This window comes from Cupriavidus malaysiensis (assembly GCF_001854325.1).
Taxonomy (GTDB): domain Bacteria; phylum Pseudomonadota; class Gammaproteobacteria; order Burkholderiales; family Burkholderiaceae; genus Cupriavidus; species Cupriavidus malaysiensis.
Genome location: NZ_CP017754.1, coordinates 3,193,612 through 3,215,973 on the forward strand (window position 1 = coordinate 3,193,612; position 22,362 = coordinate 3,215,973).

Sequence of the window (22,362 nt, forward strand, 5' to 3'; positions counted from 1 at the left end):
TCTCGCTGAAAGCGGGCCTCGAAAGATAACCCGGCATTCTAGCATGCTGCGTCGCAAAACCTTCTACGTCCAGGCGATGGGAACGCCCGGCCGGCCACGCTATTTATTGCGGATCCCGGAATAGACAATTTCCATCCTTGCCGATAGTGATTCGTAAACATATATTTGCCAGGGCAAAGATTGCATTGGCAAAAAACATGTCGGCCAACCTGATGACGCCTTCCCTGAATCCCGCCGAGTACAACATGCAGGATAGCATCGGCTATCTGCTGGCGCGGGCGAAATCCGCCTTGACGCACGAGGTCGAGCAGGAAGTGAGCGCCCTCGACATCACCCATGTGCAGGCGGTGTGCCTGATGATGCTGGGCACCGGCCGCGCCAGCACCGTCACCGACCTCGGCCGCGAAATGGGCACCGACATGGGATCGGTGACGCGGCTGCTGGGCCGCATGGAAAAGCGCGGCCTGATCGAGCGCCAGCGCAGCACCTCCGACCGGCGCGTGGTGGAACTCTCGCTGACCGAACAGGGCCGGGCCATGATGGTGCACCTGCCCGCCATCTTCATCCGCGTGGTGGAACGCCGCCTGCGCGGCTTCTCGCCGGATGAAATCACCTGCCTGCGCACCATGCTGACGCGCGTCATCGATAACAACAGCGGATAGCGCCCGGCCGCACCGCCACGACAAGACTTGAAAACCAACAGCATGGCTCCGCCTCGGAGCGACACGATGAAATCAGCCCTCCCCTTCCCGCCCGCGCGGGCCGCGCATTTCCTGATGCGTCGCGCCGCCCCGCTGGCGCTGACCGCGCTGGCCGCAGCCGCGCTGGCCGGCTGTGCGGCCTTCGGCGATGCGCACAGCACGCTGAGCAAAACCGACCCGGCCGCGCTGGCCGCCTCGCAGACGCTGCCGGCCGAGCACGGCCAATGGCCTTCGATGGACTGGGTCGACCAGTTCCATGACCCTCAGCTGCGCACGCTGGTGGATGAAGCCATCCAGAACAGCCCGAGCCTGCAATCGGCTTATGCCCGCCTGGCCGCTTCGCGCGCGATGGCCGATGCCACACGCGCCGCGCTTTACCCCAGCGTGGATTTCGAAGGCAGCCTGACACGCCAGCGCTTCTCCCAGACCGACCTGTTCGCCGGCACCCCGTTGGCCGGCGCCTGGGAGAACCAGGGCCGCATGCAGCTGGGCTTGAATTACGATCTCGATTTCTGGGGCAAGAACCGCGCGGCCTTGCAGGCAGCACTGTCCGACGACCGCGTCACCGAGGCCGAAGCACAGTCGGCGCGCCTGGTGCTGACAACCGCGGTGGCACGCGCCTACGCGCAACTGGCCGCGCTCTACGCCCAGCGCGACGTGGATGTGCGTGCCATCGCCCAGCGTGAAGACCTGAGCAAGCTGTCGCGCGACCGCCTGGCCGCGGGCCTCGACACCCAGGTCGAGACCACCCAGGCACGCGGTACCGTCGCCGCGGCACAGACCGACCTGCAGCGCGTGGACGAGCAGATCGCTCTGGTGCGCAACCAGCTCGCCGCACTGCTGGGCCTGGGCCCCGACCGCGGCCAGGCCATCACCCGCCCCACGCTGCTGGCCAACGCCTCGCCAAACGTGCCTGACGACCTCGCCATCGGCCTGCTGGGCCGGCGGCCCGACCTGGTCGCTGCGCGCTGGCGAGTGGAAGCCGCGTCCAAGGATATCGATGTGGCCAAGGCAGAATTCCTGCCCAACGTCAGCCTGACCGCCTTCGCCGGCTTCGCCTCGCTCGATACCAGCAAGCTGCTGATGGGCATCAGCCGCACCTTCGGCTTCGGCCCCTCGCTGACCCTGCCGGTCTTCGAAGGCGGCCGCCTGCGCGCCAACCTGAAGGGCAAATACGCCAAGTACGACTCGGCCGTCGCCAGCTACAACCAGACGCTGGTCGACGCACTGCGCGAGACCGCGGATGCCATGACCAGCATCCACAGCGTCGACCAGCAGATCCAGACCCAGAAACAGGCGCTGGACCTGGCCGAGCATGCCTATTCGCTGGCCACCACCCGTTACAAGGCCGGCCTGGGTACGCAGCTCACCGTGCTCAACGCCGAGAGCAACGTGCTGCAGCAGCGCCGCCTGGCCGCCGACATGATGTCGCGCCGGCTCGACCTGCAGATGAGCCTGATGAAGACGCTCGGTGGCGGCTACCGCGAGGAGGCCGGCGAAGCCGCCGAGTCCGGCGCCACCCCGGCGCCCGCCAGCCGGTCCACGGCAAATAACGAGGCGGCGGCGCGCGGCTGACGCGGCGCCTTCCGGATTGCACAGCCTATTTCCAGAAAGACAATCATGAGCGAAAACCAGAACGCGGCCGGCAAGCAGCCGCAACAAGCCTCGAATCCCAACGGCAAGCGCAAGCGCATGCTGCTGACACTGACCACCGTGATCGTAGTCGCGGGCGTGGCCTACGGCGCCTACTGGGCCATGTACGGCCGCTACTTCGAGAACACCGACGACGCCTATGTCGCCGGCAACGTGGTCCAGGTCACGCCGCTGGTGGCCGGCACCGTGGTCTCGATCTCCGCCGACGACACCCAGCTGGTCACGTCCGGCCAGCCGCTGATCCAGCTCGATCGCGCCGATTCGCAGGTGGCACTCGAACAGGCCGAGGCGCAGCTCGCGCAGGCCGTGCGCGAAGTGCGCACGCTGTATGTGAACAACGGCTCGCTGGCCGCCAATGTGTCGATGCGGGAGGCCGATCTCGCCAAGGCCCGCGAAGACCTGCGCCGCCGCCAGGCGATCTCCGGCACCGGCGCGGTGTCCAGCGAGGAGATCTCGCATGCCCAGACCGCGCTCAAGGCAGCCGAGTCCTCGCTGCTGGCCGCCCGCGAGCAGCTGGCCTCGAACCAGGCGCTGACCGACCACACCACGGTCGAGAAGCATCCCAATGTACAGCGCGCCGCCGCCAACCTGCGCTCGGCCTACCTGGCCTATGCGCGTTCGACGCTGCCGGCGCCGGTCACCGGCTACGTGGCCAAGCGGTCGGTACAGGTAGGCCAGCGCGTCGCCGCCGGCAGCCCGCTGATGGCAGTGGTGCCGCTCGACCAGGTGTGGGTCGACGCCAACTTCAAGGAGGTCCAGATCACCCATATGCGCGTGGGCCAGCCGGTCACGCTGGAAGCCGACGTCTACGGCTCCAAGGTCAAGTACCAGGGCAAGGTCGAAGGCTTCTCCGCCGGCACCGGCTCGGCCTTCTCGCTGCTGCCGGCGCAGAATGCCACCGGCAACTGGATCAAGGTGGTGCAGCGCCTGCCGGTTCGCATTGCGCTCGACCCGCAGCAGCTCAAGGACCATCCGCTACGCGTCGGCCTGTCGATGAACGTCACCGTCGACGTACGCAAGGAGGAAGGCGCCGCCATGGCGGCCGCACCAGCGCCGCGCCCGCTGCAGACCGACGTCTATGAGAAGGTCGGCCACGATGCGGACGCGCTGATCGAGCGCATCATCTCGAACAACAACGGCGGCCGCCCGGCCAGCCTGCCGGCAACCCCGCAGGCCGACAGCGCCAGCGCCAGCGCCAAGCCAACGGCCGCCAACGCCAACAGCTGACATGGCCGCTACCGCCTCCGCTCCGGCCAGCCCGGACCGCAAGCCGGACACGGCTGCGCGCCCGGCGCCGCGGCCGGCTGCACCCGCCCCGCTGACCGGCGGCCGGCTGATCATCGGCACCATCGCGCTGTCGCTGGCCACGTTCATGAACGTGCTCGACTCGTCGATCGCCAACGTGTCGATTCCGGCCATCTCCGGCGACCTTGGCGTGGCGCCCAACCAGGGCACCTGGGTGATCACCTCGTTCGCCGTGGCCAACGCCATCTCGGTGCCGCTGACCGGCTGGCTGACCACCCGCTTCGGCGCGGTGCGGCTGTTCATCACCTCGATCCTGCTGTTCGTGCTCTCGTCGTGGCTGTGCGGCGTGGCGCCGAACCTCGAGGTACTGCTCGCCGCGCGGATCCTGCAAGGCGCCGTGGCCGGCCCGATGATCCCGCTGTCGCAGTCGCTGCTGCTGTCGAGCTATCCACCGCAGAAGAGCACCATGGCGCTGGCCTTGTGGGGCATGACCACACTGGTCGCGCCGATCATGGGACCGTTGCTGGGGGGCTGGATCTCCGACAACATGACGTGGCCGTGGATCTTCTACATCAACATCCCGGTCGGCCTGATGGCGGCCTACGCCACCTGGGTCATCTACCGCGAACGCGAGACACCCACCAAGCTGCTGCCGATCGACCGTATCGGACTGGCGCTGCTGGTGATCTGGGTCGGCTCGATGCAGCTGATGCTCGACAAGGGCAAGGAACTCGATTGGTTCCACTCCACCGAGATCGTGGTGCTCACGCTGGTGGCGGTGGTCGGCTTCCTGTTCTTCCTGATCTGGGAAAGCTACGAGAAGCATCCGATCGTCGACATCAGCCTGTTCAAGGGCCGCAACTTCAGCGCGGGCGTGGTGGCCATCTCCGTGGCCTACGGACTGTTCTTCGGCAACCTGGTGATCCTGCCCCTGTGGCTGCAGACGATCGTGGGCTACACCGCCACCGATGCAGGCATCGTGATGGCCCCGGTGGGGATCTTCGCCATCCTGCTGTCCCCGGTGATCGGCCGCAACCTGCCGCGGATGGATGCGCGCTGGGTCGCCACCACGGCCTTCATCACCTTCGGCATCGTCAGCCTGATGCGCGCGGGTTTCACCACGCAGGTCGACACCCGCACGCTGATGATCCCGACCCTGATCCAGGGCGCGGCGATGGCGATGTTCTTCATCCCGCTGACCTCGATCATCCTGTCGGGCCAGCCGCCGGAGAAGATCCCCGCCGCCTCGGGCCTGTCGAACTTCGTGCGGATCACCTTCGGCGCGATCGGCGCGTCGATCTCGACGACGGTATGGGAGAACCGCTCGGCGCTGCACCACGCGCGGCTGGTGGAGAAGGTCAACCCCTATGACACGGCCTATCTGGACCAGCTCAACCACCTGATGCAGATGGGCATGAGCCAGACCCAGGCCACCGGGGTCATCGAGCGCAATCTCAGCCTGCAGGCGTCGATGCTGGGCGCAAACGATATCTTCTGGATCTCCGGAGTGCTGTTCTTCGTACTGATCGGCTTCGTCTGGCTGACCAAGCCCGCCAAGGGCGGGGGCGGGGGCGGCGCCGACGCAGCGGCCGGCGCGCACTGAGCCCCCGCCGGCGCCGCGGTGCCCCCTCAGGCACCGCGGCGCCGGCCAAGTACCGTCTCGCCGCGCCAGCCCGCCTGCCCTGTCTCGATCCCCACGCGCAAGGCCTGCCATCCCGACGGCCGAGCCGGATTGCTTGCCAGCACATAGGCGGCTCGCAGGCAGCGATAGGGACCGAAGCCGAACCATTCCACCACTGGCAGCGCGCCGAGCACGTCGGGTGCGACGGGCATGGCGGGCTCCGCCAGCAACACTGCGCAGACCGCGTACGGTGTGCCACCCAAGCCGGCGGCTTCAGCGGCCGCCTGTGCATCGACGCTGGCGAGCGCGGCATCCACTGCCTCGAGCCATGCCGCCGGCCCGACACGGCCGATCCGGCCGCCGCTGCCGTTACCGCTGCCGATCGCATCGCCGAGCACGGCCACATGAAGCCGCATCGGCGCCCCTCCCGCGATCTGCGCCACGCAGCAGCCGTGCACCGGCTCATGGTCGACCCGCCCGAGCAACGCGGCCCCCTGCGCTGCCAGCGCGTCGGCCAGGTCCTGGCAGACGAGCCGGTCGCGCAGCCAGCGCCGCTCACCTTCCGGCAACTCCAGCGCGGCGACCTCGATACGCTCCCGCGCCCGGGCAGCGGACATTGGCCAGCGCTGCGCCCCCATCCAACGCATGATGGACATCCCTCTCTTCTCCCCGCTTTGCACACCCGCGGGCGGCCGGCGGCCAGCCGTTAGCGCCGCCCACCCCGCATGACCACGCGCAGCGCCAGTGCAGCGCGTATCGACTGGAAGCGACCGCCGCCCTCAGCCCGGCAGCACTTCCTCGACCAGCAGTTCGAGCGCCTGGCCGTCGCCCTCCACCGGCAAGCGCACCGGGCATCCCACAGGCGTACCCAGCAGCGCGACACCGGCCGGCGACAGAACGCTGAGCCAGCCGCGACCGAAATCCGCCTGTTCCGGATAAACGATGCGCCAATGGAAGTGCTCGCGATGGCGCACCTCGATGCAGAGAAATGGCGCGTGCAGGCGCACCACCGCCGCCGGCAAGGCCTGGCCGGGACGGATCTCGGCCCGATCGAGCACGGCATGCAAGGAGCGGCGCAGTTCGGGCGCCGTGCGGGTGGAGACTGCCAGCTCGCGCAGGCGTGCGGCTTCGGCCGCGGTCAGGAAAACCGTGTTTCGCATGGCGACTCCCAAAGTCAGGGACGGCGCCGCGCTGGGAAGCGCGTGCCATCGTGTGCAGACAGGGCGCGCCGCGCGGCGCGCCCGAACAGGGTCTTGACGGGAGCGGGTTTCGGCCCGGTGCCTCGGCCTGGCGCAGACAGCGTCAGACGAGGGACCGGGCGGAGATGAGGACGGCGGCTGTCGCCGCGCGCAGGAGATAGGTGACGGCGGTGATCATGGTCGACGGTTCAACGTCCTGGCGATGTCGACATCGACAACCAGGACGGAAGCACCATTCAACCAGATTTCACAACAAAAGTGAAGGATTTGCCGACGTTGGCCGCAGAAACAGACATTTCGCGAAACCAGGCGATCGAGGCCGCGGTTTGGCTAGAGCCTGACCAGTCGTTCGGGACGCAGCGCCCCTTCGCGCATGCGCGCCACCCCGAGCAACCGCCCGTCCTCCGCCGCGTACACGCGCGCCAGCATCTCTTCCTGCAGAGCCGGTGCACCGGCCGGCAGGTCGCGCCTTGCGATCCGCTGTCCCTGCAGGAAGCGCGCACTCGCCGCAACATCGAGGGACACGGGCGGACAGCGCTGCAACAGGGCATCGACGGGCGCCAGCAAGGCCGGACGCTGTTCGTCCGCCTGCTGCTCAATCTGTTCCAGCGTGACAGCACCCGCCAGGCTCAGGTCGCCCACTTGCGTGCGGCGCAGGGCGGTCAGGTGGGCACCACAGCCCAGGGCTTCACCGATGTCTTCGGCCAGGGTGCGGATATAGGTGCCCTTGCTGCAGCGGACACGCATGGAAAAACCCGGTTGTGCCGGCAACGTGCAATCGAGCAGGGCAAGCTCGTGGATGGTGACGCGCCGCGCGGCGCGCTCCACGGTTTGCCCGGCACGGGCATATTCGTACAAGGGCCGGCCGTCCTTCTTCAGCGCCGAGTACATCGGGGGCACCTGCTCGATCTCGCCGATGAAACGCGCCAGCACCGCATTCAGCGCTTCGGGCCCGCACGTCACGGGACGCCGCCGCAGGACCTCTCCCTCCGCATCGCCGCTGGCGGTGGTCACACCCAGGCAGACAGTCGCCTCATAGGTCTTGTCGGCTTCGAGCAGATCCTGCGAGAACTTGGTGGCTTCGCCGAAGCACAAGGGCAGCAGCCCGGTCGCCAGCGGATCGAGTGTGCCGGTATGTCCGGCCTTGTTCGCGCGCAGCAGGCGCTTGGCACGCACCAGGGCGTCGTTGGACGACAGCCCGAGCGGTTTGTCGAGCAGCAGCACGCCATGCACGTCGCGGCGCGGCAGGCGCGGCGGGCGGGACGCGTTGGAATCGGTCATCGGAATCTGGAAGGAAGCGCGGCGGGCGATCGCTACGATGTACGGCCGCGCCGGAAGGCCCCTGCCGTTGCGGCAGGGCCGGCCGCCCGGATCAGTCGTCCTTGGCGCGGTCGGCGTTGGCCTGGTGGATCAGCTTGGACATCTCGATGGCATGTTCCACCGAGGTATCGTGATGGAAATGCAGCGTCGGCACCGTATGGATATGCAGGCGCTTGAACAGCAGCGAGTGCAGGTAGCCTGCCTTCTCGTTGAGAGCCGCCGCGGCCGCCTCGGGTTCGGCGCCCAGCACGGTGAAGTACACCTTGGCGTGCGCGTAGTCCGGCGTCAGCGTGACTGACTGCAGCGTGACCAGGCCGAGGCGCGGATCACGCAGCTCTCGCTGGATCATCTCGGCCAGGTCCTTCTGGATCTGGTCGGAGATACGGAGATTGCGGGAGGAAATGGAGCCTTTCTTGGCCATGCGAACCTGCGTTGTCGAGATGGCGGCGGCCGGCCCGGCCGGCCGCCGCCGCGCCCGCCTTACAGCGTGCGCGCCACCTCGGTGATTTCAAACACTTCGAGCTGGTCGCCTTCCTGAACGTCGTTGAAGTTCTTGATCGACAGACCGCACTCGAAGCCCTGCTTGACTTCCTTGACGTCGTCCTTGAAACGCTTGAGCGAGTCGAGTTCGCCGCTGTGGATGACCACGTTGTTGCGCAGCACACGCACCAGCGACGAGCGCTTGACCAGGCCATCCGTAACCATACAGCCGGCCACGGCGCCGACCTTCGGCACGCGGAACACCTGGCGCACCTCGATCTGGCCGATGGTCGTCTCGCGCTTTTCGGGCGCCAGCATGCCGGACATCGCCGCCTTGATCTCGTCTACCGCATCGTAAATGATGTTGTAGTAGCGGATGTCGATGCCATTGTGCTCGGCCAGCTTGCGCGCGCCAGCGTCGGCACGCACGTTGAAGCCGATGATGACCGCCTTCGAGGCCGTCGCCAGGTTGACGTCGGACTCGGAGATACCGCCCACCGCGGCGTGCACGATCTGCACGCGCACCTCGTCGGTCGACAGCTTCTGCAGCGATTGCACCAGCGCTTCCTGCGAGCCCTGCACGTCTGCCTTGACGATCAGCGGCAGCGTCTGCACTTCGCCTTCGCTCATCTGCTCCAGCATGGTCTCCAGCTTGGCTGCCTGCTGCTTGGCCAGCTTGACGTCGCGGAACTTGCCCTGGCGGAACAGCGCGATCTCGCGCGCCTTGCGCTCGTCCGGCAGCACCAGCACTTCCTCGCCGGCGGCCGGAACCTCGGACAGGCCCTGGATTTCCACCGGGATGGACGGACCGGCTTCCTTGGTCGGCTTGCTGTTCTCGTCCAGCATCGCACGGACGCGGCCGTACGCACTGCCGGCCAGCACCACGTCGCCACGCTTGAGCGTGCCACTGGTGACCAGGATGGTCGCGATCGGGCCCTTGCCCTTGTCCAGCTGGGCTTCCACCACCAGGCCCTTGGCCGGGGCATCGACCGGTGCCTTCAGTTCGAGCACTTCCGCCTGCAGCAGCACCTGCTCCAGCAGTTCGTCCACGCCCGTACCCATCTTGGCCGACACCGGAACGAAAGGCGAATCGCCGCCGTACTCTTCCGGCAAGACCTGCTCGGCCACCAGTTCCTGCTTGACGCGATCGGGATTGGCATCCGGCTTGTCGATCTTGTTGATCGCCACCACGATGGGCACGCCCGCTGCCTTCGCGTGCGAGATCGCCTCCTTGGTCTGGGGCATCACGCCGTCGTCGGCGGCCACCACCAGGATGACGATGTCGGTTGCCTTGGCACCGCGCGCACGCATGGCGGTGAACGCCTCGTGACCCGGGGTGTCCAGGAAGGTGATCACGCCACGCTCGGTCTCGACGTGGTAGGCACCGATATGCTGCGTAATGCCGCCGGCTTCGCCCGCAGCCACCTTGGTGCGGCGGATGTAGTCCAGCAGCGAGGTCTTGCCGTGGTCGACGTGACCCATCACGGTCACCACCGGCGGACGCGGCAGCTGCTCGGCGTCGGTATGCTCCTCGCCGACGTCCAGCAGGGCTTCCGGATCGTCCAGCTTGGCGGCGAACGCCTTGTGGCCCATTTCTTCCACCACGATCATGGCGGTTTCCTGGTCCAGCACCTGGTTGATGGTCACCATCTGGCCGAGCTTCATCATCTGCTTGATGACCTCGGATGCCTTGACGGCCATCTTGTGCGCCAGGTCGGCCACCGAGATAGTCTCGGGCACGTGCACTTCGCGCACCACCGGCTCGGTCGGCGCGTGGAAATTGCTGCGGCTGTCATCGACCTGCTGTTTGCCACCGCGGCCGCGCGGACCACCGCGCCAGCCACCGACACCACCGGAGGAATCGCCGCGGGTCTTCAGGCCGCCACCCTTCTTCTTGCCTTCGTCCTGCCAGGTCGACGAGCTGCCCGACTTCAGCACCTTGCCCGACTTCTTGTCGGTCGTGGCAGCGGTCGTCGTGGTCGTGGCAGGCTTCTTGTCTTCCTTCTTGGCCTCGGTACCGGCCGGCTTGACCGGCTTGTGCAGGGTGCCGGTCTGCTCGGCCTTCTTTTCCTCGGCCTTGCGCTCGGACGGCGCCTTCAGCACGCGCGCGGGCGCATTCAACATCTGCTGGATGGCGCGGGCCTCGGCCTCGGCGGCCTCGCGACGCTTACGTGCGGCATCCTGCTCGGCGCGCGCCTTGTCGGCGGCTGCCTTGGCATCATCGGCGGCCTTCTGCGCCACGGCACGCTCGGCTGACAGACGGTTCTTCTCGTCCTCGGCCGTCTTGCGCGCCGCTTCCTCGGCAGCATCGTTCGCCGCACGGCTGGCCGCAGCCTCTTCCTCGGCCTTCGCCCTGGCGAGTTCGGCCTGGCGGCGTTCCTCGGCCTCCAGCGCTTCCTGCCTGGCGCGACGTTCGGCCTCTTCGCGCTCGGCGGCCTCGCGGCGCGCCTTCGCTTCGGCTTCCTGGCGAGCCAGCAGTTCCGCCTGCTGACGCTCTTCCTCCTCGCGGCGTGCCTGATCGGCAGCCTCGGCGGCGGCATCGCGGCCGTCGTGCGCGTCGACCTGGCCATCGCCGCCGGCCTCGTCACGCTTGATCAGGACGCGCTTCTTGCGCACCTCGACCTGCACGGTGCGCGTCTTGCCTGTGGAGTCGGCCTGGCGGATCTCGGAAGTCTCGCGCTTGGTCAGCGTGATCTTCTTGCGGGCGCTATCGTCCGCGGCGCCATGGACGCGCTTCAGATAGTCCAGCAGCCGGGTCTTGTCCGACTCGGTAACAATGTCGTCAGCAGTGGCTTTGCCCACTCCAGCTGCCTGCAATTGTTCCAGCAGGGCAGCTGCGCTGCGACTCAGTTCTGCGGCCAGTTGGGCAACTGTTGTGCTTGCCATTCAAACCCTTTCAATGCTCGGTTTCTACGTCGGGACAGTTTCGTTCGCGGAAATCGCGCCCGGGGCGCGCGGGCCCCGGGCGTGTCCCTCAGTTAAACCAGTGTTCCCGTGCCTTCATGATCAGCGCCTTGGCTTCTTCCTCGCTGACGCCGATCATCTCGATCACTTCGTCGACGGCCAGCTCGGCCAGGTCGTCGCGCGTGTGGATATTGCCTTCCGCCAGCTTGCCGATCAGTTCCGGGGTCAGGCCTTCGAGGGAACGCAGATCCTGCGACACCTCTTCCACCCTTTCTTCCCGGGCCAATTCCATCGTCAACAGCGCGTCGCGCGCGCGGTTGCGCAGTTCGTTGACCGTGTCCTCGTCGAACGCCTCGATCTCCAGCATCTCGCTGATAGGCACGTAGGCCACTTCCTCCAGCGTGGAGAAGCCTTCTTCGATCAGGATGTCGGCCACTTCCTCGTCCACGTCCAGCTTGGCCATGAACAGCTTGCGCACGACCTCGCTTTCCTCGGCCTGCTTCTGCGCCGACTCTTCCTGGGTCATGATGTTGATCTGCCAGCCGGTCAGCTCGGACGCCAGCCGCACGTTCTGCCCGCTGCGGCCGATGGCGACGGCGAGGTTCTCCTCGTCGACCACCACATCCATGCAGTGCTTCTCTTCATCGACCACGATCGACTGCACTTGCGCCGGTGCCAGCGCGCCGATGACGAACTGCGCCGGATCCTCCGACCACAGCACGATGTCCACCGCCTCGCCGCCGATCTCATTGCGCACCGCGGTCACGCGCGTGCCACGCACGCCGACGCAGGTGCCGATCGGATCGATACGCTTGTCGTGGGCGACCACGGCGATCTTGGCGCGCACGCCAGGATCGCGCGCGGCGGCCTTGATCTCCAGCAGGCCCTGCTCCATCTCGGGTACTTCGTTCTCGAACAGCTTGACGAGAAATTCGGGCGCGGTGCGCGACAGCTCGATCTGCGGTCCGCGTGCGGTGCGGTCGACGTTCAGGATGTACGCACGCACACGGTCGCCGGTGCGCAGGTTCTCCTTCGGGATGATCTGGTCGCGCGCCAGCAGCGCCTCGACGCGGCCAGACTCGACGATCAGGCCCTTCTTGTCGGCACGCTTGACCGTGCCGGTCATGATCTTTTCGCCGCGGTCGAGGTAGTCGTTCAGGATCTGCTCGCGCTCGGCGTCGCGGATGCGCTGCAGGATCACCTGCTTTGCGGCCTGGGCGCCGATACGGCCGAACTCGACCGACTCGATCTGTTCCTCGATGTAGTCATCGAGCTTGATGTCGGGATTCTGCTCGACCGCCTCGAACAGCAGGATCTGTTTGTCCGGCTCCTGCAGGCCTTGTTCATCGGGAACGACAAGCCAGCGGCGGAACGTTTCATGCTCGCCACTTTCACGATCGATCGCGACACGGATGTCCACGTCTTCCTCGAAGCGCTTCTTGGTGGCCGAGGCAAGAGCCGCCTCGAGCGCACCGAATACCACATCCTTGTCGACGTTCTTCTCACGCGCAAGCGCATCGACGAGCAACAGAACTTCGCGGCTCATTGCTTGTTCCCTTTTCTTTGATTTCCTTTGAAGTCGATCACCGGCACCAGGCGCGCGCGGTCGACATCGGATACAGTGAATTCCAGCAGCGACGGGCCGTTCTTCCCTTCGAACTCCAGGCCGATCTTCTCGGCGCCAGGCTCGCCGGCCGGTGCCTGCAGCACGCCGACGAAGTTCTTCTGCCCGTCGACCGGCAGGCGCAGCGTGACCCTGGCCTGCGCGCCGGCGAAGCGGACGTAGTCGGCCAGCTTCTTGAGCGGCCGGTCCAGCCCCGGAGACGACACCTCGAGGCGCTCATAGTCGACGTTCTCGACCGTCAGCACGTGCGTCAACTGCCGGCTGACCTTCTCGCAATCCTCGATGACGATGCCCGTCTCAGGCTGATCGATATACACGCGCAGCAATCCTGCCGGGGCACGCTCGAGCTCGACCAGCTCGTACCCCATGCCGTTCAGGGTGGTTTCGATCAAATCTGCCAGATGCACTGTATTCCCGAGTAATGGCCTTCAAACACGATCGCGGGCCGTGCGGCATCCGCTTCGGCTCGCCGCGCCACCCCCGAAACGAGAAACCGGATGGAGCAAAAAAAAATGGGCGCAATGCCCATCATTCGCTCACCCATCTGAGGATGACACTTTTGAATAGACTTGGATTATACGCAGATTATGTGCAAAAGGCAAAAGGCCGACCGGGCAGCCACGCCACCCGGCTTTGCGCCTTTCACCGCACCTCAGCGGTTTCCGCCGCGCTGGCCGCCACCACCACCGCCGCCACCGCCGCTACGACCACGCGGGCGCCGGTTAGCGCCACCGGATTTGGCCGCCTTCGGCATCACGTTGCCGTTCACATCGCCGCCACGTCGCTGCTGTTGCTGGCGACCGGCACCACCGCCGCCGCCGCCGGCGCCAGCCTTGCCGCGCCCACCACCCTTGTTGCCGCCCTTGTTGCCACCCACCGGCATGGCTGCACCGGGAAGGCTCACGCCGCTGGCAAGCTTGGAATGCGAAGTCAGCAGGGTGGGACCGTGACTGATGTACCCCATCGACGTCTGCATCGGGTCCGGCTGGCCACGGCCGGCACCATTGCCCCGGCCGCCTGCGGCACGCTCGAAACGCGGCAGGCCGTCCATGCCGGTCGGCATCGGCATACCTGCCAGCGCCGCTTCCTCGCGCTGCTTGCGGCCGCCGACCTTGGTCACACCCTTGCTCGATTGCTCGCCCTTGCCGGGCAGCTTGAGCCCGATGCCGCTCATCAGCGCGCGTACCTCTTCGGCCTCCAGCTCGTGCCAGCGACCGCGCTTGAGTCCGCGCGGCAGCAGGAACTGTCCGTAGCGCGTGCGGATCAGGCGCGACACCGTCAGCCCCACCGCCTCGAACATGCGGCGCACCTCGCGGTTGCGCCCCTCGGTCAGGGCCACGTGGTACCAGCGGTTGATGCCCTCGCCGCCGCCATCAGCGATGCGCAGGAAGCTCGCCTCACCGTCGTCGAGCTGGATGCCGTGCAGCAGCCGCTGGCGATCGGACTCGGCCAGCTCACCCAGCGTGCGCACCGCGTACTCGCGCTCGACGCCGTAGCGCGGATGCATGAAGCGGTTGGCGATGTCCCCGGAGGTGGTGAAGATCAGCAGGCCTTCCGTGTTGAAGTCCAGGCGGCCGACCGCGACCCACTTGCCGGTCTTCATGCGCGGCAGGTTGTCGAACACGGTCGGGCGGCCTTCCGGATCCGACTGACTGACGATCTCGCCGGACGGCTTGTGGTAGAGCAGCACGCGCGGCGGCTTGCTCGAAATCTTGCGGGCAATCAGCTTGCCATTGACGCGGACCTGGTCGGTCGGCAGGATGCGCTGGCCGATATGGGCCGGCAGGCCATTGACCGACACGCGCCCCTGCAGGATCAGTTCTTCCATCTCGCGGCGCGAACCCAGCCCGCCATCGGCCAGCACTTTGTGCAGCTTGGGCGCATCATCGTCGGCCGACAGTTCGCGCACCGGCTTCGCCTTGGTGCGCGGCACCACGGTCTCTTCCTGGTCGAACTGGTCCGAGATCACGAAGCGGAACAGATCGTCGGGGCTGCCAGTACCCTTGGGCGCGCCCTGACGCGGCTGCGTGGCCTTGCCCTTGGCCTGCGGGCGGCCGCCGACCTTGGCCGACTCGCCGGCCGGCTTTGCCGCCCGCCCCTGCTGGCCTTGTCCCGGCCTGCGCTTGCGCGCACCACCTTCGCGGCCACCCGGCGCGGCCGGCACCGGCTGCCCGTCTTGGCCCGGCGCAGCCTGTGCCGCTTCGGCACGGATGGCCTCGGCTTCCGCGTCGACCGCTGCAGCCTTGCGCTTGCCGCGGCTGCGCCCTGCCGACTTGCCGCCTTGAGCCGACGCCGCCGGCGCAGGCTCGCCAGGCGCGGCATCGCCGCCGCCTTCGGGCGCCGCGCCACGGCCGGCCTCTCGATCCTGCGCCGCCTGGCGGCGGCTCGCCACCAGATTGCGCAAGCCGCGCCGCAGGCCCTTGCGGCGTGCGCCGCCCTCGGGAGATGCGCCGGACTCGGCCGCACTGCCGGCATCGCTGCCCGGCGCATCCGCGTGGCGGACGTCTTGCTCTACAGAATCGGACAAAGTATTCACAATCGGATGTTGCATGGGTTCAGTTAGGCAGGCGCTCGTCGCGCGCATCGCGCTCGCCGTCTGCCGGCGTGAGAGCATCGGCCGGCTGGGCGGATGCGGTCTCGGTATCGGGTACGCCGTCGGCCGGCGTCCGCGCGGACGCCTCGGCGGCATGGCTGGCTGGCTCAGGTATCTGCCGCTCAGCCTGGGGAACGGCGTCAAACCCGGCGGGAACCTGCCCAGGTGCGGCTTCGATGATCGCCTCGGTAAGCGTCGCCGGCGCCAGGCCGCCGGCGACACGGCCGGCCTCGGCGACCGTCATGCCATCCAGGGCCAATTGCCCCTCCGCCTCCTGCCCGGCGGGCACGCCGGCCTGGCCAAGCGACTCGAAGTCAATGGCCTGCTGGTCCAGCAAGGCCGCCTGGATCTGCGCTTGCGCATCCTCCAGCTGGGGCAACTCGTCCAGGGTACGCAAGCCGAGATCATCGAGGAAAGCCTTGGTGGTCGCGTACAGCGCGGGCCGCCCTGGCACATCGCGATGGCCGATCACTTCGATCCATTCGCGGTCCTCGAGCCGCTTGATCACCTCCGTGCTGACGGTCACCCCGCGGATCTCTTCGATGTCGCCGCGGGTTACCGGCTGCCGGTACGCGATGATCGCCAGCGTCTCCATCACCGCGCGCGAGTATTTCGGCGGCTTCTCCGGATTCAGGCGATCGAGGTATTCGCGCATGCCGGGCCGGCTCTGGAAACGCCAGCCACTGGCCAGCGCCACCAGTTCCACGCCCCGATCACGCCAATCCAGACGTAACTCGTCCAGCAGCACGCGGATGGTGTCGGCAGCCACCTCATCGGCGAACAACCGTCGCAGTTCCGCCACGCGCAAGGGCTCCTGCGCGCAGATCAACGCAGTCTCGAGGACGATTTTCGCCTCTTGGGTATTCATATACGGATGTGTGCAGCCTGTCTTTGCACCTGCCCCCGGCGGACCGCCGGAGGATTCGGGGATTTCGGATCCAGCGAGGCCGAAGCGCCATCGCCATCTCATTGCGCGGCCGGCCGGCATGCCGTCCGCATGAAAGCCGCGCGCCCATCTTATTCTGCTTCGGGTTGCCGGGTCAGTCCGGCGGAGAATTGCCCTGCTGCCGGCCTCAGCGCCGGCCGAAAGGCCTCTTGCGTTGCACCGCCCTTCTGGAGCGGCGGATCGGCGCGAACGGGTCCAACCCCTTCCGCCGCAAGAACGATGCAGTCATCCGCACGGTGTTGCGCACCTCCCGTCGCGCAACGCCCAGCCGGTCTTTTGAACCGGAGATCTTGTCAACCGGCATGGCTTGCTGCGAGGTGGCTACGTCCGTCAGCAACATTCTGCCCGGACTGGCCTCAGGACGGCCGTTCGAGTTGCCCGGCCATGCGCGCGGCAGCGCCAGCGCGATAGATACTGCAATGCTGCCGATTGTAGGGCATTCCGGCCCGGCGCTGCAACCGCCCATCACCAGCGCGGCGCCTTCGGCACACCCGACAAAGTGCCTCACGCATCACCAAAACAGAAGAGCCCCCTTCAGAACACCACACAGAAGCCGTGTGCGGCGAGCGTGTGCGGCAACATCGCCGCCCGCACAAGCCCGGCCGCACCAAACCCCATCACTGCCACGCCGGCACCGACGCGCACCCAGGGCCGGCGCGACCAGCCGCGCAACGCGCCGGACAGGCCGGACAGCATCAGCAGGTTGGGCAAGGTCCCGAGACCGAATACCCCCATCAGCAAGGCCCCCGACAACGCGTTGCCGGCAAGCAACGATAGGGTGAGCGCACCGTAAACCATGCCGCACGGCACCAGCCCCCACGCCAGACCGATGCCGAAACGCCTGAGCAAGCGCGGGCGGACCTGAATCGGGGCGGACGGGGCACCGGCGCGCCGCCCGCGGAGGCGGCCTGCCAGGGCTCCGGCCCCACGCGCCACCAAGCGCTCCAGCGCGGCGAACTGCGGCGCGCGCCCGGCCAGCAGCCACAGGCCGGTGCCCAGCAGGACCATGCTGCCAGCGGCAAACAGGCCGCGCTGCAGCGGCAGGTATTGGGCTCGCCAGGCACCGGCGCCGACCGCGCCCAGCGCGGCACCGAGCAGCATGTAAGTCACCACCCGCCCCGCATGCATGGATAACTGTTCACGCAACCAGTCCCGCGGCCTGCGCTGCACGACGACCGGCGCTTCCGCCTGCGGCCTCTCGACCGCCAGTGCAATGCCGCCGCACATGGCTGCGCAGTGCACGCCACCCAGCAAGGCCAGCAGAAAAACACTGAAAAAGACCGCCGCAGTCAACTTTCGCTCCCCTTCGGATGCCTTCACACAGTAAAATGCAGAAATTGCGCCCTCGCAGCTCAACGACAATAGGCCCCGGCTTGCTCAATTCCATCCCCGTCACCGCGATGTCGCCCCGTTGCTCGTCCTGCTCGCTCGGACACCTGTGCGTGCCGGTCGGCATGAACCGCAACGACATCGAAAAGATCGACTCGCTGGTGAAGGAACGCGTGCGAGTCCACAAGGGCGAGACGCTCTACCGGCTCGGCGAACCCCTGAGCGCAGTCTACGCGGTGCGCTTCGGCACCCTGAAGACACACGTGACGATGGAAGACGGGCGCTCGCAGATCACCGGCTTCCACCTGCCGGGCGAAGTCGTCGGACTCGACGGCCTCGGCGAGATGCAGCACGCGTCGGATGCTACCGCACTGGAAGACACCGAGGTCTGCGTGATGCGCTTCAACGACCTGCAGACCCTGTCGACCACCGTGCCGTCGCTGCAACAGCAGTTCCTGCGCATGATGAGCAAGGAGATCACGCAGGACCAGGTCATGCTGCTGACGCTCGGCTCCATGCGCGCCGAGGAGCGCCTGGCCGCCTTCCTGGTCAACCTGTCCGAGCGCCTGTCGGAGCGCGGCTACTCGTCGACCGAGTTCGTGCTGCGCATGAGCCGGGAGGAAATCGGCAGTTATCTCGGCCTCAAGCTGGAAACCGTCAGCCGCCTGTTCTCGCGCTTCGCCGAGGCCGGGCTGATCCAGATCCGCCAGCGCCACGTCAAGCTGGTCGACGTACCCGGCATCAAGCAGATCTACGGCAAGAGCTGCTGACCAAGCCGAGGGCGCAGGCATCCGGCGCCTTCGACAGGCCCCGTTCTGCCCAGCCCTTCGGCCTGCGCGCATCCCCTACTCCAGTTCGTCGGTATCGCCGAGGCGCACCGGCATCGTATAAAAGGTCAGGGCGCTCGACAGCGAGCACAGCAGCCAGGCCAGCAGGAAGCCGATGGTGTAGACCGCCTCGCGCGAGGCCTCGACCGGCCGCCCGAACAGCCTGAGATCGCTTGGATCCACCAGCGAGAACACCGCGGCGGTTGCCACACCGGCGACCAGGAAGGCCGGCCACAGGACCCACATCAGCCAGCGCAGTCTCATGGCCGCTCCGTGGCTGTCGCGCCGGACACTGCCCGCGCCGCGCCCTGCCGCTCGACCACCAGCCCGTGCCGGCTGACGCCCTCCTCGATCGGCTTGTCGGGATGCGTCATCGCCAGCCAGATGGTCACGCCGCAGGCGGCCATCGCCGCCAGCGGCCCGCTCATCAGCAGCCAGGGCCAGGGTTCCTTCCACCACGGCCGCACGGCCTGCTGCATCGTGCCGGCGTCCGTCAATGATTGTCGGGCGGGTCCTTGCATGGCTTCGCTCCTTGCTGTTACGCACGGCGGCATCGTGGCCGCCCCGCTTGTCTGCCCTGCGGCAATCCCCTCCGCACGCCCTACAGGTCGCGCGGCACGATGAAACTGGTCGATTGGTTCACCTCGACGACATGCCCCTCCTCCTGGCCGCCCTGCACCGTCACGCGGATCTTGTGCGTGCCCTGCCGCGCCTGCTCGAGCGGCACGCGCACGCGGATGGCCAGCAGGCGGTTCGAGGTCGGTGCGAGTTCGCCGGTCGCCCCGTCGGACTCCACGCGCAGCTTGCCGAGTTCCGCACTGTCGGCGCGGATGGTGAACTGCATCGGCGCCTCGCTAGTATTGATCAGCTGCAGGCGGTAGACGTTCTCCACCCAGCGCCCCTCGACTTCGCGCCCGAGGCTGCCGCGATCGCGGATGATATCCACCTTCAGCGGCGTGCGCAGTGACAGCGAGATGGCGAAGCCCGCCAGCAGTGCCAGCCAGATCGCCGAATAGATCATCACGCGCGGACGCAGCAGGCGCTTGCGCGTCGCCTGGGCCGACCAGCCCTTGCGCATCGCGTTCTCCGACGTGTAGCGGATCAGCCCGCGCGGGTAGTCCATCTTGTCCATCACCTGGTTGCAGGCATCGATGCAGGCGCCGCAGCCGATGCACTCGTACTGCAAGCCGTCGCGGATGTCGATGCCGGTCGGGCAGACCTGCACGCAGATGCTGCAATTGACGCAGTCGCCAAGCCCAGCGGCGCGGTGGTCGGCCTTGCGCGAGCGGCTGCCGCGCGGGTCGCCGCGGCCGCTGTCGTAGGTAACGACAAAGGTGTCGCGGTCCACCATCACGCTCTGGAAGCGCGCGTAGGGACACATGTACTTGCACACCTGCTCACGCATGAAGCCCGCGTTGCCCCACGTGGCGAAGGCGTAGAACAGCATCCAGAAGGCCTGCCAGGGCCCGAGCGCGAACGCAGCCACCTGCCCGCCCAGCTCGCGGATCGGCGCGAAATAGCCGATAAAGGTGAAACCGGTCCACAGCGCCACCACGATCCACAGCAGATGCTTGGTCGCCTTGATGCGCAGCTTGCGCAGCGACCACGGATCGCCGTCGAGGCGGATGCGGGCGAAACGATCGCCTTCGACATGCCGCTCGATCCACATGAAGATCTCGGTATAGACCGTCTGCGGACAGGCATAGCCGCAGAACAGCCGGCCGGCGATGGCGGTGAACAGGAACAGGGCCAGCGCCGAGATCACCAGCAGCACGCTCAGGTAGATCACGTCCTGCGGCCACAGCACCAGCCCGAAGATATAGAACTTGCGCGCGCCCAGGTCGAACAGCACCGCCTGGCGCCCGTTCCACTGCAGCCACGGCGTACCGTAGTAGATCAGCTGCGTCAGCAGCACGAGCCAGACGCGCCAGTTCGAGAAGGCACCGCTGACCGAGCGCGGGTAGATCTTGCGGCGGACTTCATACAACGCCTCGTCGACCGACTCGGTCGCAGGCGCTGCGGTTGCCGGCCCGCCCTTGCGGGCCAGCGGTTCCGTCTCCGGTGCATTCATTGGCTGGCTCCGGCGGCGCACGCGCCCTGCGGCGCGGCGCGATGCACTTTCCTCATCGTGACGCCTCCGGCGCGTTCGACAGCCCCCAGACGTAGGCGGTCAGCATGCGGATACGCTCCGGCGTCAGGATCTCTTCATGCGCAGGCATATGGTTGTTGCGTCCCTTCAGGATCCCCTCGACGATGGTGGACTCCGAGCTGCCGTACAACCATGTGTTGTCGCTCAGGTTCGGTGCGCCCAGCGCCTGGTTGCCCTTGCCGTTGGCGCCATGACAGGCCGCGCAGGTGGACTTGAACGCGCCCTCGCCACGTGCGGCACGGATCGGATCGTAGGCCAGGCCCGACAGGGAACGCACATACTGCGCCACGTCGCCGGCGAGCTTGGCATCGATGACCGCCGAGAACGGGGGCATCACGCCATTGCGACCCTTGGTGATGGTCTGCTGGATGGTCTCCGGCTCGCCGCCGTACAGCCAGTCGTGATCGCTCAGGTTGGGGAAGCCGCGGCTGCCGCGCGCGTCCGAGCCGTGGCATTGCGCGCAATAGTTCAGGAACAGCCGCTGCCCGATCTCTCGCGCCTCCGGATCGGCCGCCACCTGCTTGATATCCATCTTCATGTACTTCGCGTAGACCGAGTTCTGCAGTTTCTCCGCCGCCTGCCGGTGCGCTGCGAGTTCGCCTTGTGTGGAGAACTTCAGCAGGCCGGCGTAGGAACCGAGCCCCGGATACAGCACCAGGTAGCCCAGGCCGAAGATGCAGGCCAGCAGGAACATCCACATCCACCAGCGCGGCAGCGGGTTGTTGAGCTCGCGCAGGTCGCCGTCCCAGACATGGCCGGTGTCCTCGACCGCGCCCTGTGCCTTGGCGACCTTGCGTTGCGAGAACAGCAGCCAGACGCACCACACGATGCCCGCCAGGGCGATCGCCGCGATGTAGTAGCTCCAGAAATCCGAGATGAAGTCGCTCATGAACTGATCTTCCTGCTAGATGTGGTATCCACATGGCTGCCCGCGCCCGCCACCGACGTCTCGTCAGGCAGTGCGAACGGCAGCATGGCCGACTCTTCGTTGGCGCGCCGGCGGCCGGCGGACCAGGCCCACCAGCAGATGCCGAGGAAGAAGAGCATCGACAGCACGGTCGAGAATGCGCTCAGCATGGCCATGGCCTCACTCCTTGGCCGGCTGCCCGCCGGCAACCGCGGTGTCGACCCGCACATTGCGCTTGTTGATGCCCAGGCCCTGCAGATAGGCCACCAGCGCGTCTTCCTCCGTCTTGCCTTCCAGCTCGGCCGGCGCCTTGGCGATCTCGTCGTCCGTGTAAGGCACGCCCAGGCGGCGCAGCGCATGCATGCGCGCCTGCACGTCATGCGTTGGCAGCACGGTCCTCTCCAGCCACGGGTAGGCTGGCATCACCGATTCCGGCACCACGTCACGCGGGTTGCGCAGGTGGATGCGCTGCCAGTCGTCCGAATAACGGCCGCCCACGCGCGCCAGATCCGGGCCGGTACGCTTGGAACCCCACAGGAAGGGATGGTCGTAGACCGACTCGCCCGCGGTGGAGTAATGGCCGTAGCGCTCGGTCTCGGCCTGCAGCGTGCGGATCTGCTGCGAGTGGCAGCCGACACAGCCCTCCCGGATATAGATGTCGCGGCCCATCAGGCGCAGCGCCGAGTATGGCTTGATGCCGGGATCGGGCTCGGTGGTCGAGTGCTGGAAGAACAGCGGCACGATCTGCACCAGGCCGGCAATGCTGACGACCACGATGGTGCAGATGATCAGCCAGCCGACATTCTTCTCCAGCGTCTCGTGCGAAAAGAAGCTTCGATTCTCAGACATGGTCCTTTCCTGGGC

Annotated in this window: 21 protein-coding genes; 5 read left to right on the top strand and 16 right to left on the bottom strand. The window is 67.1% G+C overall.

The window, feature by feature from the left end; genetic code table 11:
- The first annotated feature begins 197 nt into the window (after nucleotides 1–197).
- The 4 genes from BKK80_RS14425 to BKK80_RS14440 all read left to right on the top strand — a co-directional run bounded on the left by BKK80_RS14425 (nucleotide 198) and on the right by BKK80_RS14440 (nucleotide 5,202).
- Nucleotides 198–662, top strand: coding sequence for a MarR family winged helix-turn-helix transcriptional regulator (locus BKK80_RS14425; RefSeq protein WP_071013785.1), 465 nt, complete (start codon nucleotides 198–200; stop codon nucleotides 660–662).
- Between the two features lie 66 nt (nucleotides 663–728).
- The gene (locus BKK80_RS14430) at nucleotides 729–2,276 is read left to right on the top strand and encodes an efflux transporter outer membrane subunit (protein ID WP_071038210.1); all 1,548 of its coding nucleotides are present in this window, start codon (nucleotides 729–731) and stop codon (nucleotides 2,274–2,276) included.
- A 45-nt stretch (nucleotides 2,277–2,321) separates the two neighbouring features.
- Nucleotides 2,322–3,581: an HlyD/EmrA/EmrK family protein gene (locus tag BKK80_RS14435; RefSeq protein WP_071070049.1), complete on the top strand. Its 1,260-nt coding sequence runs from the start codon at nucleotides 2,322–2,324 to the stop codon at nucleotides 3,579–3,581.
- Nucleotide 3,582: 1 nt separating this feature from the next.
- Entirely contained in the window at nucleotides 3,583–5,202 is a 1,620-nt protein-coding gene (locus BKK80_RS14440; protein WP_071013793.1) for a DHA2 family efflux MFS transporter permease subunit, read from the top strand.
- Nucleotides 5,203–5,228: 26 nt separating this feature from the next.
- On the opposite strand, the gene BKK80_RS14445 is transcribed toward BKK80_RS14440, so the two are convergent.
- From BKK80_RS14445 to BKK80_RS14495, 10 genes are all read right to left on the bottom strand, one after another.
- A complete protein-coding gene (locus BKK80_RS14445; RefSeq protein ID WP_157903241.1) occupies nucleotides 5,229–5,837 on the bottom strand; it encodes a hypothetical protein in 609 nt (202 codons plus the stop codon).
- A 162-nt stretch (nucleotides 5,838–5,999) separates the two neighbouring features.
- Nucleotides 6,000–6,380: a GreA/GreB family elongation factor gene (locus tag BKK80_RS14450; RefSeq protein ID WP_071070053.1), complete on the bottom strand. Its 381-nt coding sequence runs from the start codon at nucleotides 6,378–6,380 to the stop codon at nucleotides 6,000–6,002.
- A gap of 369 nt (nucleotides 6,381–6,749) precedes the next feature.
- The gene (gene truB, locus BKK80_RS14455) at nucleotides 6,750–7,700 is read right to left on the bottom strand and encodes a tRNA pseudouridine(55) synthase TruB (RefSeq protein ID WP_071070055.1); all 951 of its coding nucleotides are present in this window, start codon (nucleotides 7,698–7,700) and stop codon (nucleotides 6,750–6,752) included.
- A gap of 91 nt (nucleotides 7,701–7,791) precedes the next feature.
- Nucleotides 7,792–8,160, bottom strand: a complete 369-nt coding sequence (gene rbfA, locus BKK80_RS14460) for a 30S ribosome-binding factor RbfA (RefSeq protein ID WP_071013803.1) — start codon at nucleotides 8,158–8,160, stop codon at nucleotides 7,792–7,794.
- A 59-nt stretch (nucleotides 8,161–8,219) separates the two neighbouring features.
- Nucleotides 8,220–11,105 (bottom strand): translation initiation factor IF-2, encoded by a 2,886-nt coding sequence (gene infB, locus BKK80_RS14465; RefSeq protein ID WP_071013805.1) that lies wholly within the window; start codon nucleotides 11,103–11,105, stop codon nucleotides 8,220–8,222.
- 88 nt (nucleotides 11,106–11,193) lie between these two features.
- Nucleotides 11,194–12,669 carry a transcription termination factor NusA gene (nusA, locus tag BKK80_RS14470; protein WP_071013808.1) on the bottom strand — a complete coding sequence of 492 codons (1,476 nt, stop codon included), beginning with the start codon at nucleotides 12,667–12,669 and terminating at the stop codon, nucleotides 11,194–11,196.
- Nucleotides 12,666–13,154: a ribosome maturation factor RimP gene (gene rimP, locus BKK80_RS14475; protein ID WP_071013809.1), complete on the bottom strand. Its 489-nt coding sequence runs from the start codon at nucleotides 13,152–13,154 to the stop codon at nucleotides 12,666–12,668. Before rimP ends, nusA begins: the two co-directional genes overlap by 4 nt.
- A gap of 245 nt (nucleotides 13,155–13,399) precedes the next feature.
- Nucleotides 13,400–15,298, bottom strand: coding sequence for a 23S rRNA pseudouridine(2605) synthase RluB (rluB, locus tag BKK80_RS14480; RefSeq protein ID WP_071070056.1), 1,899 nt, complete (start codon nucleotides 15,296–15,298; stop codon nucleotides 13,400–13,402).
- A gap of 4 nt (nucleotides 15,299–15,302) precedes the next feature.
- On the bottom strand, nucleotides 15,303–16,208 hold the full coding sequence (scpB, locus tag BKK80_RS14485) for an SMC-Scp complex subunit ScpB (RefSeq protein WP_071070059.1): 906 nt from the start codon (nucleotides 16,206–16,208) through the stop codon (nucleotides 15,303–15,305).
- A gap of 612 nt (nucleotides 16,209–16,820) precedes the next feature.
- The gene (locus BKK80_RS14495) at nucleotides 16,821–17,579 is read right to left on the bottom strand and encodes a sulfite exporter TauE/SafE family protein (protein ID WP_071070063.1); all 759 of its coding nucleotides are present in this window, start codon (nucleotides 17,577–17,579) and stop codon (nucleotides 16,821–16,823) included.
- Between the two features lie 80 nt (nucleotides 17,580–17,659).
- Between BKK80_RS14495 and fnr the strand changes: the two genes are divergently transcribed.
- The gene (gene fnr, locus BKK80_RS14500) at nucleotides 17,660–18,385 is read left to right on the top strand and encodes a fumarate/nitrate reduction transcriptional regulator Fnr (RefSeq protein WP_071013819.1); all 726 of its coding nucleotides are present in this window, start codon (nucleotides 17,660–17,662) and stop codon (nucleotides 18,383–18,385) included.
- A 75-nt stretch (nucleotides 18,386–18,460) separates the two neighbouring features.
- Here fnr and BKK80_RS14505 read toward each other — a convergent pair whose 3' ends face one another.
- From BKK80_RS14505 to ccoO, 6 genes are all read right to left on the bottom strand, one after another.
- On the bottom strand, nucleotides 18,461–18,706 hold the full coding sequence (locus BKK80_RS14505) for a hypothetical protein (protein WP_071013821.1): 246 nt from the start codon (nucleotides 18,704–18,706) through the stop codon (nucleotides 18,461–18,463).
- Nucleotides 18,703–18,921, bottom strand: a complete 219-nt coding sequence (locus BKK80_RS14510; RefSeq protein ID WP_071016462.1) for a hypothetical protein — start codon at nucleotides 18,919–18,921, stop codon at nucleotides 18,703–18,705. The genes BKK80_RS14505 and BKK80_RS14510 overlap by 4 nt, the downstream gene beginning before the upstream one ends.
- A 122-nt stretch (nucleotides 18,922–19,043) precedes the next feature.
- Entirely contained in the window at nucleotides 19,044–20,513 is a 1,470-nt protein-coding gene (gene ccoG / locus BKK80_RS14515; protein WP_071013824.1) for a cytochrome c oxidase accessory protein CcoG, read from the bottom strand.
- A 52-nt stretch (nucleotides 20,514–20,565) separates the two neighbouring features.
- Entirely contained in the window at nucleotides 20,566–21,480 is a 915-nt protein-coding gene (gene ccoP, locus BKK80_RS14520; protein WP_071070065.1) for a cytochrome-c oxidase, cbb3-type subunit III, read from the bottom strand.
- Nucleotides 21,477–21,674: a cbb3-type cytochrome oxidase subunit 3 gene (locus BKK80_RS14525; protein WP_071013828.1), complete on the bottom strand. Its 198-nt coding sequence runs from the start codon at nucleotides 21,672–21,674 to the stop codon at nucleotides 21,477–21,479. The genes ccoP and BKK80_RS14525 overlap by 4 nt, the downstream gene beginning before the upstream one ends.
- Before the next feature lie 4 nt (nucleotides 21,675–21,678).
- Complete coding sequence (gene ccoO / locus BKK80_RS14530) at nucleotides 21,679–22,347, bottom strand: cytochrome-c oxidase, cbb3-type subunit II (RefSeq protein WP_071013831.1); 669 nt, start codon at nucleotides 22,345–22,347, stop codon at nucleotides 21,679–21,681.
- Nucleotides 22,348–22,362 lie beyond the last annotated feature (15 nt).